Annotated in this window: 14 protein-coding genes; 9 read left to right on the plus strand and 5 right to left on the minus strand. The window is 46.2% G+C overall.

The window, feature by feature from the left end; genetic code table 11:
* Window positions 1–151: 151 nt before the first annotated feature.
* The 3 genes from HW45_RS17000 to HW45_RS17010 are packed head-to-tail and all read right to left on the minus strand — an operon-like array spanning window position 152 to window position 2,701.
* The gene (locus HW45_RS17000) at window positions 152–829 is read right to left on the minus strand and encodes a 3-oxoacid CoA-transferase subunit B (RefSeq protein WP_038228417.1); all 678 of its coding nucleotides are present in this window, start codon (window positions 827–829) and stop codon (window positions 152–154) included.
* Window positions 829–1,482: a CoA transferase subunit A gene (locus tag HW45_RS17005; protein ID WP_038228418.1), complete on the minus strand. Its 654-nt coding sequence runs from the start codon at window positions 1,480–1,482 to the stop codon at window positions 829–831. Before HW45_RS17005 ends, HW45_RS17000 begins: the two co-directional genes overlap by 1 nt.
* Window positions 1,483–1,495: 13 nt before the next feature.
* Complete coding sequence (locus HW45_RS17010; RefSeq protein WP_038228419.1) at window positions 1,496–2,701, minus strand: acetyl-CoA C-acetyltransferase; 1,206 nt, start codon at window positions 2,699–2,701, stop codon at window positions 1,496–1,498.
* A 194-nt stretch (window positions 2,702–2,895) separates the two neighbouring features.
* On the opposite strand from HW45_RS17010, the gene HW45_RS17015 reads away from it, so the two are divergent.
* Window positions 2,896–3,783 (plus strand): sugar phosphate isomerase/epimerase family protein, encoded by an 888-nt coding sequence (locus HW45_RS17015; protein ID WP_038228420.1) that lies wholly within the window; start codon window positions 2,896–2,898, stop codon window positions 3,781–3,783.
* 2 nt (window positions 3,784–3,785) lie between these two features.
* Window positions 3,786–4,547 (plus strand): sulfite exporter TauE/SafE family protein, encoded by a 762-nt coding sequence (locus tag HW45_RS17020; protein ID WP_081875843.1) that lies wholly within the window; start codon window positions 3,786–3,788, stop codon window positions 4,545–4,547.
* A 1-nt stretch (window position 4,548) separates the two neighbouring features.
* Here the strand turns inward: HW45_RS17020 and HW45_RS17025 are convergent, their stop codons facing one another.
* Both HW45_RS17025 and HW45_RS17030 read right to left on the minus strand, forming a co-directional pair.
* On the minus strand, window positions 4,549–5,451 hold the full coding sequence (locus HW45_RS17025) for a LysR family transcriptional regulator (protein WP_038228421.1): 903 nt from the start codon (window positions 5,449–5,451) through the stop codon (window positions 4,549–4,551).
* 91 nt (window positions 5,452–5,542) lie between these two features.
* Window positions 5,543–6,985, minus strand: coding sequence for a sugar porter family MFS transporter (locus tag HW45_RS17030; protein WP_006070643.1), 1,443 nt, complete (start codon window positions 6,983–6,985; stop codon window positions 5,543–5,545).
* 550 nt (window positions 6,986–7,535) lie between these two features.
* On the opposite strand from HW45_RS17030, the gene iolE reads away from it, so the two are divergent.
* The 7 genes from iolE to HW45_RS17065 all read left to right on the plus strand — a co-directional run bounded on the left by iolE (window position 7,536) and on the right by HW45_RS17065 (window position 15,453).
* Window positions 7,536–8,429 (plus strand): myo-inosose-2 dehydratase, encoded by an 894-nt coding sequence (gene iolE / locus HW45_RS17035; protein ID WP_006070644.1) that lies wholly within the window; start codon window positions 7,536–7,538, stop codon window positions 8,427–8,429.
* Window positions 8,430–8,541: 112 nt separating this feature from the next.
* Window positions 8,542–10,413 carry a 3D-(3,5/4)-trihydroxycyclohexane-1,2-dione acylhydrolase (decyclizing) gene (gene iolD, locus HW45_RS17040; protein WP_038228422.1) on the plus strand — a complete coding sequence of 624 codons (1,872 nt, stop codon included), beginning with the start codon at window positions 8,542–8,544 and terminating at the stop codon, window positions 10,411–10,413.
* 73 nt (window positions 10,414–10,486) lie between these two features.
* Window positions 10,487–11,662: a Gfo/Idh/MocA family protein gene (locus HW45_RS17045; RefSeq protein ID WP_038228423.1), complete on the plus strand. Its 1,176-nt coding sequence runs from the start codon at window positions 10,487–10,489 to the stop codon at window positions 11,660–11,662.
* A gap of 11 nt (window positions 11,663–11,673) precedes the next feature.
* Window positions 11,674–12,669 carry a 5-dehydro-2-deoxygluconokinase gene (iolC, locus tag HW45_RS17050; RefSeq protein WP_038228424.1) on the plus strand — a complete coding sequence of 332 codons (996 nt, stop codon included), beginning with the start codon at window positions 11,674–11,676 and terminating at the stop codon, window positions 12,667–12,669.
* A gap of 166 nt (window positions 12,670–12,835) precedes the next feature.
* Window positions 12,836–13,705: a 5-deoxy-glucuronate isomerase gene (locus tag HW45_RS17055; protein ID WP_006070648.1), complete on the plus strand. Its 870-nt coding sequence runs from the start codon at window positions 12,836–12,838 to the stop codon at window positions 13,703–13,705.
* 10 nt (window positions 13,706–13,715) lie between these two features.
* On the plus strand, window positions 13,716–14,543 hold the full coding sequence (locus HW45_RS17060; RefSeq protein ID WP_006070649.1) for a class II fructose-bisphosphate aldolase: 828 nt from the start codon (window positions 13,716–13,718) through the stop codon (window positions 14,541–14,543).
* A 76-nt stretch (window positions 14,544–14,619) separates the two neighbouring features.
* Window positions 14,620–15,453 carry a MurR/RpiR family transcriptional regulator gene (locus HW45_RS17065; protein WP_038228425.1) on the plus strand — a complete coding sequence of 278 codons (834 nt, stop codon included), beginning with the start codon at window positions 14,620–14,622 and terminating at the stop codon, window positions 15,451–15,453.
* Window positions 15,454–15,522 lie beyond the last annotated feature (69 nt).

Here is a 15,522-nt window from a genome sequence, read left to right on the forward strand (position 1 = left end):
TTTTTAATTATGTAGTTACTGTATGTACAACCAGTATAGACCTGTGCTGTATGAATATCCAGTGTTTTGTGTTGAGGGTAAAAATAACGCCTAGGTGAGTGGTTAAACTCAACTAGGCGTCTGGTTTATGTTCAGAGTTCTAAGACCAGAATTAGGTAGGGATGGGCATTGGTTTTAATGCAGAGGAAATACGAAGTTCAGCTTCTGTTGCTTGCTGAACGTCTTCAACAGAAAACTCCGGAGCTAATTCAGTGAGCAGCATCCCTTGTTCAGTCAGTTCTATGACGCCCATTTCCGTGACAATCAAATCCACTTGATTTACAGCCGTGAGTGGCAAAGTACAGTCGCGTAATAGCTTCGCTTTGCCTTTGACAGTGTGCTCCATCGCAACGATCACCTTCTTTGCTCCAACCACGAGATCCATCGCGCCACCCATGCCGGGCACCATCTTTCCTGGAATAATCCAGTTCGCGAGATTACCTTTTTCATCCACTTGCAATGCGCCCAACACGGTGGAATCGACATGGCCGCCGCGAATAATGGCGAACGAATCTGCACTATTGAAGTAACAACTCCCTTGGATTGCGGTAATTGGTTGTGCGCCTGCGTTAACCAAATCAGCATCTATTTCATGCTCTTCAGCTAAATTATCAATACCAAGCAGTCCATTCTCTGCTTGAAGAAGGATTTCGACATCTTTGTCGACTTCGTTAGCCACTAGAGTAGGTAGACCAATGCCTAGATTGACGATATCTCCGTCACGCATTTCTTGAGCGACACGCCATGCGATGCGACGACGAATAGTATGTTTGTCTAGTTGAGTGCTCATTACGCGTCCTCCGTTAAGATATAGTCCACATATAGGCTAGGGGTGTGCACGGCTTCTGGTTGAATGTCGCCTATGTCTACCAGAGACTCCGCTTCAACAATTACTGTGTCAGCAGCGGTTGCCATCAAGGGGTTAAAGTTTTGCGTGGTTTTGCTGTAAAACACATTGCCACGACGGTCGACGATGGAGCCGCGGATAAGAGCGATGTCTGCCCTCAAAGGGGTTTCTAGCAAGTAGTCTTTTCCTTGAACATTAATCACTTGTTTGCCTTCGGCGACAATAGTGCCCAGGCCAGTAGGCGTCAAAACACCACCGAGCCCGGCTCCTCCGCTGCGAATTCGTTCGGCAAGAGTGCCTTGAGGGACGAGTTCGACATCCAAGATTCCCTCGTTCATTTGTGCCCCTGTTTCTGGGTTAAGACCGATGTGTGATGCATAAAGCTTTTTGACTCGCTTTTCAGCAATCAGTCGACTCGTACCTCTACCGGGTGATGCCGTATCGGTAGTAATAAGGGTGATGTCTTTGATGTCGAATTCGATTAGTAGGTCGATAAGTTTTTCTGGCGCACCGGTTGCCATAAAACCGCCAACCATGATGGTCATGCCATCATGAAGAATGTCTTTGAGTTGTTGAGGTGATGCTGCTTTTTTCATGGTCGTTTCCTCTTTAACAACGTTTGATAATGACGGCTGTGCCCATGCCGCCACCGATGCACAATGAAGCCAAACCCAAATCGCTCTGAGTTCGATGCAATTGATAGACAAGAGTGGTAAGAATTCGGTTACCTGATGCTCCGATAGGGTGGCCGAGTGCGATCGCTCCACCACTTAAATTGGTTCGCTCTAATAGCCATGGCACATCAATGCTGTGTTGCTCCGCTAATGAATGAGCAACGCCAAGAGCTTGGGCCGCGAAGGCTTCGTTAAGCTCGAACACATCAATATCAGTAATCGACAAATTGGCTTTATTAAGTGCGTTGGCAATCGCGGGAACTGGACCAAGTCCCATAACCTCGGGCGCGATAGCCCCTTGTCCGTATTCAATAAGCTCTGCAAGTGGTGTTAAACCATGACGTTGTACTGCGGATTCAGAGGCCAGTAGAATGGCTGAACCACCGTCATTGATGCCAGATGCATTACCTGCGGTAACCGTGCCTTCTGCGGTAAATGCAGGCCTAAGTTTTTGTAAGGCTTCGTAGGTGCAATCTGGTTTTGGGTATTCGTCACTTTTTACTTCAGTTTGACGGCGGCGGCTTACAATAGTGAGTGGGGCAACTTCGTTGGTGAAATCACCGCTTTCTAAGGCGTGGACCGCTTTCTTTTGACTCGCCAGTGCAAAAGCATCTTGCTCTTCACGTGTTAATTCAAATTTCTTGGCGATATTTTCTGCCGTGATACCCATATGGTATTGGTGGAACGCATCAGTCAGCCCATCCTTAATGATGCTGTCTTCAAGGTTTTGATGGCCCATTTTATATCCGCGTCGGATTTGACCATTGGCGATAAATGGCGCGTTGGACATACTTTCCATTCCACAAGCCATGACGATGTCGGCATCGCCTGCTCTAATGTGGCTTGCGCCATCCATTACGACTTTCATTCCACTGCCACAGATCATGTTAAGGGTGTAAGCAGGAACGGAATCTGGGATCCCGGCTTTAATCGCCGCTTGGCGGGCAGGACCCATACCAGATCCTCCGGTTAACACATTACCTACGATCACTTCGTCGATCAGGTCTGGCGTAATATCAGCCTGCTCGATTGTGGCTTGAATCGCGTGTGCACCAAGCTCAACTGCGGATAATGAGCTAAGTGAACCATTGAAGCTCCCTATAGGGGTGCGTTTTGCTGCGACAATAAAAATTCGTTCCATCTCTGTCTCCCAATACCTTAAATAATGCGTCTGATTGAGCGCTTTGTTTCAGTCTAAAAGGGAGAGGCGGCAAAGTGTTATAGACAAGAATTCAAAGCGGCTTTGCATAAATGCAAATACCAAATTGGTGGTTGATCACGTCTTTTCATTATTAACACTTTTATCTTGGCATCAGGATAATTGGAGAAAACGTTATGCATAATCGAATAGCTTGCGCCCCTTGCTGTTGGGGTATCGAAGAGCCAGACAATGGGCTAAACCCAAGTTGGGGTAAAGTGCTAATGGAGGCAAGTGACTGCGGATATCGTGGTATTGAACTGGGGCCAGACGGCTACTTTCCAGAGGAGGCAATGCTGATCAAAAGTGCGTGCCGAACGCGAGGACTAGAAATATGTGCTGGTAAGCTGCAGCAACCCTTTAGTGACAGCGAAAAAATGCCAGCAATTCTCAACCAAACTGAGAAAACGTGCGCTCGTTTAAAGGCGTTAGGAGTGGGTACGCTACTGCTTATGGAAGGCAATCATCCTGAGCGCTTTGGCAGTCTTGGTCAAAGTGCGACAGCACCTAGATTAACCTCAGAACAGAAACATCACCTCATCAACAACATGAGACAAATCATTAGCCTAGCTCAGAAGCATGGATTGCGTTGTTTACTGCATCCCGGTGTAGGTGGGTATATCGGGTTTAAAGATGAGATAGAGTTTGTATTGCATCAATTTTCCGATTCCGAACTTGGATTATGTCTTGATATTGGTCATACGTTCTTAGATGGAATGGACCCTTTGAGCCTGATAAGACAGTATGCGGATAGAATCGAGCATGTTCATTTGAAAGATGTATCTATCGACAAGTTGCGTGTAGCAATAAGAGATAAGCAGCTTTGGTTTGATGCCTATTCTGATGGGCTGGTTACTCCACTTGGAGACGGCGATATCAAACTCAATCAAGTCATTGCGAGTTTAAAATCAATTGACTATCAAGGGTGGTTAGTTGTGGAACACGAGCACAACGTTAAACAGTCGCAACAGGTAAAAGTTGACCTTCAGCGCAGTCGCAACTACCTCGCTTCGTTAGGAGTCTAACCATGCCGATAGTCAGCGATCCTTGGTTTTACATAATGGCAATACCTGCTGTGTTGATTTATGGCATAGGTAAAGGTGGGCTAGGAGGGGCATTGGGGATCATCGCGGTTCCGTTAATGGCACTCATCATCTCTCCTACTCAGGCAGCGGCTATTTTACTGCCCATTCTTATTGTTATGGATGCGTTCGCCGTTCGTCATCATTACAAGAACGCTGATTATCAGATCTTAAAGCAAATGCTTCCTGGGTCGATTCTAGGTGTGGTGCTCGCGGGGTTATTCTTAAGTGTGACACCTGAAACTGGCCTAAAACTCACCATAGGTTTGCTGTCTTTGGCTTTTTGTTTTCAGCACTGGTTTGGCGGTAAACAGTCGTCATCGGCTCCAGGCAAATTGAGCGCGTGGTTTTGGAGTGCATTGGGCGGGTTTTCCAGTACGGCTATTCATGCAGGCGGTGGCCCAGCAAGTATTTACTTGCTGCCACTGCGCTTAGAGAAAGTCACACTTATCGCAACTATGGCGGTGCTGTTTGCCATTATCAATGTGGTAAAAGTAGTCCCATATGTGGCGCTGGGGGAGTTTGATGAAACCAATTTATTCACTGCATTGTTACTTATTCCGTTCGCTCCCGTGGGAGTGAAACTTGGTGTAATGCTACTTCATAAAGTTAGTCAGGAGCGAATCTATCAGCTTTGCTACGCGTTCTTATTTTTATCTGGTGCGAAGCTATGTTACGACGCGATACAAAGCTTCGTGATGGTATAAGTCAGCTATGCCGTTCTTCTTTGCTGACAAGCAAAAAATCCTTAAATTTTGTCGCCGTGGGAGAGGCGGTCTGCGGCGAATGATAATACAGATTTAAACTCCAAATACTGGTTTGATAGTCGGGCAATAGTGCGATTAGCTCACCATTATCAATGTACCTTCTCGCGACAAACTCGGGCAGGTAAGCAATTCCGATTCCATTCAAAGCCCCTCTTAGCAACAAATCACTGTCATTAACCTCAACGGTTTTCGGTACCTTTAAAATGATATTTTCTGCTTGCTGACGAAAGATCCAATCGTTACTTCCGGTGAGCGTGGTGGCGATCAAACAAGGGTGTTGAGCCAAGTCACTAGGGTGAGAAGGTAGGTTGTGCGATTCAAGATATTGTGGAGAGGCGACGACAATAAACGGACATTGCATCAATTCTCGCTTCACCAGCAGTAAATCTTTTTCACGATAACCTTGGAAGCTGGCATTGGCGCTGATCATTAAGTCAGAGGTACTTGCATGGTCTAACGCCCAAGGTGTGACGTTGATATTAAATGTCACGTCTGGGTGAGCCTTAGAGTATTGGGCAATCATATCCATCAAATAATGATTGGCATAGACAGGCGTGCAGACGATGTCGATATGGCCTTTTTCTTGTGACTGGTAATCTTCTAGCTTTCTGCTGATGCGTTCTGCGCTATCGACTAGGGGGGAGAATTCTTCAAATAGAGTTTGACCGGCCTGAGTGGCTTCCAAAAGTCGATTTGAACGACGACACAAAGTGGTTCCAAAGTGGTTTTCAAGTTCCTGTAACCAGCGGCTGCCAGCCGAAACGGAAATATTAAATCGTCGTGCCGCAGAAGAAATGGAACCAGAGCGAATCACGTAAACAAAAAACGCCATTTTATCGAGCATAAACGCCTCATTGTGTTGGCCAGGTTAAAAACAAAAAAAAGGAACAGACCTTAAGTTAGCCTGTTCCCGTTTTGTTGTGGAGTCTTATTGATTAAGCACGTGCTTCAGATGTGGACTGTGGCACTTTTTTGCCCAATTTTTTCGCCATGGCTTCTTCCATTTTTTCCAGACTGACGCCTTTGGTTTCAGGCACATACTTAACAACAACGTACATACAGATGATAGAAAGAATCGCAAATAACCAGAACGCAAATGCACCATTAAAGTTCTCTTTTAGATAGGCATTTTCGTTGAGCATAGGGAAAGATTGAGTGACGATAAAGCCAGTAAACCATTGAGCACCAACGGCGATCGCCATCGCTCTAGAGCGGATGCTGTTCGGGAAAATCTCAGAAATCATGGTCCAACATGCGCAGCCCCATGAAGTGGCATAGGAAACAACGTATAGACATAGCGCGAACAAGGCGGCATAACCTTCCGTTTGTTGATACAAAACATAGCCCACAACAAACATACCAAGTGCACAGCCGAAGGTACCGTATTTCATTAGCGGTAGACGTCCGACCTTGTCGATAAGATACATGCCAAGCGCATTACCTAGAATGAATACCACGCCAACGAAGGTAGTTTGGAATAGAGCGTTTTCTGTAGAGCCCGTAATCGGTTTCAGGATCTCAGGGGTGTAATACATGATGACGTTGATACCCGTTAACTGTTGCGCCGCAGCAACAAAGGTACCGATGACAAGAATAGCGAATAAGAGAGGAGAGCGTAAACTCACTTTGTTCTTAGCAGTGCTTAAACTGTCTTTAAGGGAGTCTTGGATTTCCAGAATTAGTTGTTCTGCATGTTTTGGGTTAGAGATTTTAGACAGAGTGGTTTTCGCTTCATCGATTCTTCCTTTGAGTACCAACCAACGAGGGGACTCTGGAATAATAAACAGTAACACTGCAAACAGTGCCGCCGGAATCACTTCGGAGCCCAGCATCCAACGCCAGCCTAGATCCACTAACCAAGCTTCTGACATACCTTTAGCGATAAGATAATTGACGTAGAAAACACCTGTTTGACCAATAACGGCAGACTGTTGGAACATACTGACGGCGCGCCCTCGAAAGTCTTTAGGAGCGACTTCAGACATATACATTGGGGAAACAACACATGCCAGACCAACGGCAACACCACCGACAATTCTTAAGATGACATAGAAGCTAAATGTGGCGGCTAACGCTGAACCAATGGCCGATATCATAAAGAGCACGGCTGCGATGAATAGGGTGTTGCGACGGCCATATTTAAGAGCAGCCCAACCGGCACTGACTGCGCCGATAATACTGCCTAGTACAACACTGGATACGGCCCAGCCAGTTTGTGCTGGGGTTAAACCAAAGTGTTCTCTAATAGGGCCAATGGCGCCTGAAATTACCGCGGTATCATATCCTAGTAGTATCCCGCCTAGTGCTGCAATACAGCAGATTCGAACAATATAGGCAATATTGTGTTTTCGTGCTTCTGCCTTGGATGTTGCTTCCATTTTATTTTCCTTATTGAGATTCCCCAAAGCTGTCCCTTTACCATCGAACCAGTTCCAGTTGGGTAACGCCCAATACTTCGGTTTGTAGGGTACGAGTATTGGCATTCTATAAGTCCAGCAGATGTTATAGTTGTGTAGTTTGAAAATTATTTTTCATTTTGCTGGTGTTTTAATCATATTGACTCTTTTCTGTTTCGACTACCGCTAAACTGTCATTTTGTCCAAAAATGTTATCTTCATCAAACTATGAAAAATCTTTTTCAAACCCTACAAATGTTATAAGTGTCTGAAAAATATATGTTTAACAAAAGTGAGATCTAGATCAAAAACAGTGGTAAGCCGCGTGCTATATAGGTTTTTTCCAATTTCATCTTGTTTTGAAAATCTCACTGGATGATATGAAAAATATTTTTCATTGGTGTTTTTTTTGGCTAAAGTAGTCCTCAGTGAAACAACAGGAGATGTTCAAAGTTTGCTAATGCGATGAATTGATCAACATGAGCGCTTTGAATCACTTGGAAAATCTTTAAAACATTGTCGGAGAATAAAAATGAGCAACGTGCAATATGGAATTAGCCCACTGACTTGGACCAACGATGATATGCCAGAGCTTGGTGGCGAGATCCCTTTGGAAACGTGTTTAAGTGAAATGGCTGAAGCTGGATTCACAGGCACAGAGCTAGGCACCAAGTATCCACGTGAGCCAGAAGTATTAGTACCACTACTTAAAGAACATGGCCTTGTACTCGCGTCAGGTTGGTATAGCGGCAACCTAATGACGATGACGGCTGATGAAGAGATTGCAGCGATGCAAGACCACATCAAGCTTCTTAAGGCAGCAGGCTGTAAAGCAATGGTATATGGTGAAGTGAGCAACACTGTCCATGGCGACATCAACACACCACTTTCACAGCGCGTCATCTTATCAATGGATGAGTGGAAAATGTACTGCGAGAAGTTGACCAAAGTCGCTGACTATCTGCTAAACGAACACGATATTAAGCTCTCTTTCCACCATCATGTTGGCACTATCTGTGAAACAGAAGATGACATCAACCTTATGATGGAATTCACGGGTGAGTCTGTATTCCTAACATTGGACACTGGCCACATCACATACGGTGGCGGTAACCCAGTGACTATGATTGAGCGTTGGGGTCATCGCATCGGTCACATGCATTTCAAAGACCTTCGTCTTGATGTCATGAAAGCGGCTCGCGAAGCTGATAAATCCTTCTTAAATGCTGTTCTTGACGGTGTATTCACTGTCCCTGGTACGGGCGATGTGGACTATGACGACGTGTTTGCTGCGCTTAAAGCTCGTAACTATCAAGGTTGGTTATTGGTTGAAGCTGAACAAGACCCAGCAAAAGCTCACCCACTAACTTACGCAAAAACTGCTTACGAGAACATCACAGGTTACGCGAAGAAATACGGCTTGTAATTGAGCTCTGGATGATGGGGAGCCATGCTCCCCATCACAAAGCTACGGGGTTAGGGATGCAAAACGTAGCTTACTCATGGAATGGACAAAGTTGAGACTACCGAGGAATAGAATGAAAACTGTACGCCTAACTGTCGCAGAAGCGCTTGCACAATACTTAGCTGCTCAAATGATCGAAATAGATGGAAAAAAAGAGCAACTTTTCGGCACCGCTTTTGCCATATTCGGTCACGGCAACGTGACGTGCTTTGGACAGCAACTTAAGAACATTGAAGACAAAATTCCGACTTGGCGTGGTCAAAATGAACAATCGATGGCGACGGCGGCGATTGCTTATGCAAAAGCAAACCAGCGCAGACGTATTGGTATCGCGACAAGTTCAATTGGTCCGGGTGCAACCAATATGGTGACCGCAGCGGGTATTGCTCACACTAACCGACTTCCTGTGCTATTGATTTCAGGGGACGCATACGTAAGCCGTTTACCTGACCCAGTATTACAACAGCCGGAGAATTTCTACGACCCATCTATTACTTGTAACGATGCTTTCAAACCACTAACTCGTTACTGGGATCGTATTATCTCGCCTTCACAGCTGATGCACTCATTGCCTCAAGCGATTGACACCATGCTTGATCCAGAGACCTGTGGACCTGCATTTATCGGCCTTCCTCAAGATATTCAAGGCGTTGCTTACGATTTCCCTGAAGTGTTCTTCGAAGAAAAAGTTCACCGTATTCGTCGACCAGAGCCAGAAATTGCTGACCTTGAGGACGCAAAAGAGGTACTGATGAAAGCGGAAAAACCACTGATCGTATCTGGTGGTGGCGTGCATTACTCACTTGCAACTGATGAGCTCGCGGCATTCGCAAAACAGCACAATATTCCGGTTGTAGAGACTATCGCGGGTCGTGCCACGATGTTGCAAGACAACCCGCTCAATGCAGGGCCTATTGGTGTGACAGGCTCTGATTCGGCCAACTACATGGCGGCTCATGCGGATGTAGTCGTCGCAATTGGTACTCGTTTGCAAGACTTTACTACCGGTTCGTGGAGTGTGTTCAAGAACCCAGACATGAAGCTTATCACTATTAACGTTGGCCGTTTTGATGCGATAAAACACCGCGCGCTGCCAGTCAAATGTGATGCCAAACGTGGCTTGGTTGAGTTATCGAAGTTACTTGGTGATTGGCAGGGTGATAATGCCTGGGCTCAAACTGCGAAAGAGCAGGCCGATGAGTGGAAAGCGGTCGTTCATCGTCGTACCAACCCTCAAGAGGGCGACCTGTTACCTGGACTGTCTTCATACGCAGAAGTGATTGGTAAGCTGAACAAATCCATGCAGCCGGGTGATACCGTGCTGACAGCCGCAGGTGGCCTGCCTGCTGAACTAGCGATGAACTGGCAAAACTACCAAATCGGTAAGTTTGATATCGAGTTTGGATTCTCATGCATGGGCTATGAAATTGCCGGCGGTTGGGGCGCTAAAGTGGCGAACCCAGAAAACGATGTGGTTGTGCTTGTCGGTGACGGCTCATACTTGATTCAAAACTCAGACATTTACTCATCCGTCCTTACTGGTCACAAGATGATAGTCGTAGTGTGCGATAACGGTGGCTTTGCTGTTATCAACAAGCTTCAGAACAACACGGGTAACGACTCTTTTAACAACCTACTTGAAGACTGTCGTCGTCCTGATGGTGAAGTGGCTCGTGTCGACTTCGCTAAACACGCTGAAGCGCAAGGGGCGATCAGTGAGAAGCTGACGTCGGTAGATGAGTTCGATGCAGCATTCCAACGCGCTAAAGAAGCCGACCGTACTTACGTTATCGTGGTTGATATTGACCCAGTATCGCCAGCAGCATGGTCTAAGTGCGATTGCTGGTGGGAAGTCGGTCTACCAGAGGTAACACGCAACGACCACGTCGCAGAGAAAGTGGTGAGTTGGGAAGAAGGCCGCGCCACACAGCGCCGCGGTGTCTAGTTCAGATTTCTATTTAATTTTCTAACACTTAATCTCGGCTCCTAGACACTAGGAGCCACACAAGGAGTCAAGCATGTTTAATGAAGAGCGTCATTTTGAACAGCCAATTCGTTGGGCAATGGTAGGTGGTGGTCGTGGTAGCCAAATTGGTTACTCTCACCGCAATGCAGCACAGCGTGATGGATTGTTTAAGTTGGTTGCGGGTGCGTTTGACCTAGATGCTGATCGTTGCCGCGATTTTGGCGTCAATCTTGGCCTAGATCCAGAGCGTTGTTACTCAAGCTATAAAGAGTTGTTTGCTCAAGAAGCACAGCGTGAAGATGGCATTCAAGCTGTCTCTATTGCTACGCCAAACTCTACTCACTACGAAATCTGTAAAGCGGCACTAGAAGCCAAGCTTCATGTGGTATGCGAAAAGCCAATCACCTTTACGACTGAAGAGGCGGAAGAGCTAAAAACTATCGCGGCGCAAAACAATCGTGTTATCGGTGTGATGTATGGCTATACAGGTTTCCCTATGGTCCAACAGGCGCGTGAAATGGTGCAACGTGGTGACCTTGGTGAGGTTCGTGTCATCAATATGCAGTTCGCTCACGGCTTTCATAATGAAGAATACGAGAAAAATGACCCAGGTTTGAAATGGCGTGTGAGCCATGAAGTATCAGGTCCAACTTATGTGTTAGGTGACATTGGTACCCATGCGTTTTATCTCAACGAGGTAATGACCGGACTAGAAGTTGATAGCTTGGCATGTATGCGCCAAAGCTTTATCGAATCTCGTGCGCCACTTGAAGATAACGCACATGTGATGATCAAGTTCAAAGGCGGCGCAGTTGGTACGCTTTGGGCATCGGCTGTGAACTCTGGTTCAATGCATCAACAGAAGATCCGTATTGTCGGCTCTAAAGCATCGATCGAATGGTGGGATGAGTATCCAAACCAACTTCGTTACGAAGTACAAGGTGAAGCACCTCGCGTACTAGAGCGTGGCATGGGGTACTTGTATCAAGACGCAGAAGGTGTTGCCTCTAACCGTGTTGGTGGTGGTCATGCTGAAGGTTACTTTGAGTCTTGGGCTAACCTATATCACCGTTTCGCTATGGCATTTGATGCAGCTGACCGTGATGACCAAGAAGCCCTTGCGGGTATTTGGTTCCCTGGTATTGATGCGGGCATCGAAGGGGTTCGTTTGTGTGAGAAGTGCGTTGAGTCTGCAGACCAAGGCGCGGCTTGGGTTAGCTACAAATAATAGGAACGACGATGACGAAAATTGCATTTCAACATGACAGACCGTTGGATGCCATCGTTTTAGGACGCGCGGGTGTGGATCTATACGCCCGCGAATCAAAAACCGATATGGCGGATTTGTCGGGCTTCAACAAGTTTGTTGGTGGTTCAGCGGCCAATATTGCGGTCGCTGTGAGCAAACTAGGTGGCAAAGTGGGTTTCATTGGTTGTGTTGCTGATGATGCGTTTGGTGGCTATGTAAAAGGTTACATGTCAGGACAGGGGATCAACCTAGACGGTATGATGACTGACAACTCTGGCTCTCGCACTTCGGTCGCTTTCACTGAGATGAAACCAAGTGACTGTACGGTCCTTATCTATCGAAATAACGCTTCTGATCTGACGATAAAGCCAGAGCAAATCGACCCTGAATATATCGCAAGTTCAAAGGTTTTGGTGGTGACAGGCACGGCACTTTCTGAGAGCCCAAGTCGTGAAGCTACGTTGATCGCGATGCAACATGCGCGTCGCAGTAACACTTTAGTTGTCTTGGATGTGGACTACCGTCCTTATTCATGGCGCACCGATACTGATGCTTCTATCTATTACGGGATTGCCTCTAGCCTGTCCGATATCGTTATCGGTAATCGTGACGAGTTCGACATGATGGAAACGGTGATTGCACCGGGCAATAAGGATGACGATGCCACAGCAGAACGCTTTATGCGCGACAACACCCAGATTGTGGTGATTAAGGCTGGTGAGTTTGGTTCGAAAGTGTATTGCCGTGATGGCTCTAAGTTCCAGCAAGGTATCTTCCGAGTTGAAGTGAATAAGCCATTTGGCTCTGGTGACTCCTTTGCAGGTGGTTTGATTTGGACCTTAGTGAATGGTGGCACACTGCAAGAAGGCGTGAGAAATGGATCCGCTGCGGCTGCGATTAATGTCAGTGGGGATAGCTGTACCGAAGCTATGCCAACGAAAGAGCAGCTTTTTGATTTTATTGAGACAAGAAACCAAGGTGTTTAGTGGCATCGACTGATGTGATTGAAGACAGTATTTAGTCTCCCGGGCCGGTATTTCGACCTCAGATACTCGCGAAAATACACACCATCGTGGCCCGGTTTTTTTATTAATGAACAAGTTTAGGGAATTGAAACTGCGCTCAAAGAAAAGAGCAGTGAGGAGAAAGAATATGGGTAAACACATACCACCCTACGATAATAAAAATGAGCCCATTGTAGGTATTAATGATGAAGTCACACCTTTGTGTTATTTCAACCAAGTTTGTTTGACTCAAGGCGGCACATTTAACCATGAGGTTGAAGGGTATGAGTCTGTCATCGTATTAGCTGGTGGCACTTGTAGTGTTTCAGTGACTAATGGGCAAGACACCCAAGTGTTCGACAACATTGGTAAACGTGCGTCAGTGTGGGACGGCAATCCAGAAGCAGTTTATGTACCACTTGGTTACACAGCGCAAATAGAGTGTGTCAGCGAGAATGCCGACATCATGATTGCTGGCGGTAAGTTTGAAGCGTCACTAGAACCGTTCTGCGTTCGTGAAGAGAATGTCGATATCGTTCAATACGGCTCAGACGACACCAAAACGCACCGTAAAATCAAACATGTTCTTGGTCAATCAAATGCTGACAAACGCGGTCGTTTGTTAGTCAGCGAATTGTTTACGGTTGGCGCTGGTGGTTGGTCAGGTTTCCCTCCACATAAGCATGATGAAGATCGTGTGAAAGAAGATGGCAGTCGAGAAACACTGTACGAAGAAGTGTATCAGTTCCGTTTTAACCCTGATTTCGGTTTTGGTGCTCAGTTCTTGTATGAACATGAAGATGACCATGGTCCGGTTTATCACGTTAAAACAGGCTCAGTAATCGCTATCGACAAAGGTTACCACCCAAGTGTGGCGGCGCCGGGCTATGAGATGTATTACTTCACCATTATTGTTGGGAAGACTGACAAGTCTCTGATTCAACATTTTGACCCTCACCATGAATATCAAGTGAATACCATTCCAGGTATCAAAGATATGATTGCGAAGTTCAAATAGGAGACAATGCATGTTAGTGAATCTTAATGATCTATTACCTGATGCGGCGGCTTCTGATTATTCAGTACCTTGCTTTAATATTTTCGGTTTCGAAGACGCAAGAGCAGTGGTAGAAGCGGCGGAAGAAGTTGGTAAGCCTGTCATTCTGGCTTGTAATAAAGACGTTGTCGATTTCTACGGTGTGGAAACCGCTGCGGCGATGTTCCTCAACCTCGCTCACAAGAGCAGTGTACCGGTCTGCCTACATTTGGACCATACTTATGAAGAAGACATTGTCTATCGTGCGCTTAAAGCGGGTTTCAGCTCGGTTATGTTTGATGGCTCTCAACTGACTCTGGATGAAAACATCGCTCGCACAAAAAAAGTGGTCGAAGTGGCTCACGCACTGGGTGCTTCTGTAGAAGGTGAGATTGGCTCAGTACCTTACGAAGAGGGACGCGACCATATCAAATCTATCTATACTGAGCCTGAGGATGCTGCTAGATTTGCCCAAGAAAGTGGCGTTGACTGTGTAGCAATCTCAGTAGGCAATATTCATCGTTTGACCGAGCCAACCTGTACTATCGACTTTGGGCGTTTGGATCGTATTGCCAATGAGGTCACTGTACCTTTAGTCATTCACGGAACGAGCGGTATTCGCGATGAAGACATGCTTAAGTTGAAACAGAGTCGCGTATCAAAATTCAATATTGGTACCTGCTTGCGTCAAGCCCTTGGTCACAACTTGCGCGGTTATATGAATGATGAACCGCAGAAATTTGATCGAATCTACTTTATGCAGAAAGCAATGCCGTATGTTAAGCAAGAAGCGATTCGCAACTTTGAATTATTATCATAAAATAGAGTCCCCAACCTAATTTGGGAAGGGGACCGGTTGACTATTTATTGCGTTCGAATAGGAGAGCGTTATCACTATGGATGTAGAAGTAAAAGTACCCGCTGATTTAGATTCGTTACGCGAGCTTATCGTGAAACGCTATGACGGCCTGAGCAGTAGGCTGCAGCAGGTAGCCGACTTTGTCATGGAACAGCCAATGCTGGTCGCCGTAGAAACCATGGCAACCATCGCGCAACAAGCCAATGTACCGTTGTCGACACTAAGTCGATTCTCCAATGCGATGGGCTTTGATGGCTTCACGTCTATGCAGATATTGTGTAGAGATCAGTATTTGAATCGTCCTAGAGACTACAAAGAACGTGTTCGTAAAGCACGTGAGATGGAAGATGTACCACACGATTCTCCACAAGCCATCTTTCAAGATTTTGGTGATGCCAATATTGAGGCGCTTGAACAACTTCAAGTTATGGTGTCGCCACAGAAATTGGAACGTGCTGTGGCCATGCTTGAAGGGGCTGAAACCATCTACATTCAAGGGATGCGCCGAGCTTACCCTGTAGCGTTCTACCTCTGGTATGCGTTAATGAAATCGGATAACAACGTTGTGCTCTTAGATGATCATGGTGGTATGTTGTCGCCCATGACGCGTCGTATGAACGAAAATGATGTGCTGTTCACGGTGACATTCAACCCTTACGCGCAAGAGACCAGTGACCTAATTGACGAAGCATACAAAAAGAACGTACCTATTATCGCCATTACCGACAATCAGATGACGCCTCAAGGCAGTAAGATGGAAGTGTGTTTTGAAGTGCAAGAAGGCGAGGTAATGGGGTTCCGCTCGTTGAGTAGTTCAATGTACCTAGCTCAGACATTAGCGGTTAGCTTAATGTGCCGCGAAGTAAATTAATCACAATTAATGAACATCCAGACTATTAAAGAGTAAGCCTTGTAAAGCAAATGCATCAAGGCTTAGCTT

Origin of the sequence: Vibrio sp. ER1A (assembly GCF_000733315.1) — a bacterium.
Taxonomy (GTDB): Bacteria; Pseudomonadota; Gammaproteobacteria; order Enterobacterales; family Vibrionaceae; genus Vibrio; species Vibrio mediterranei.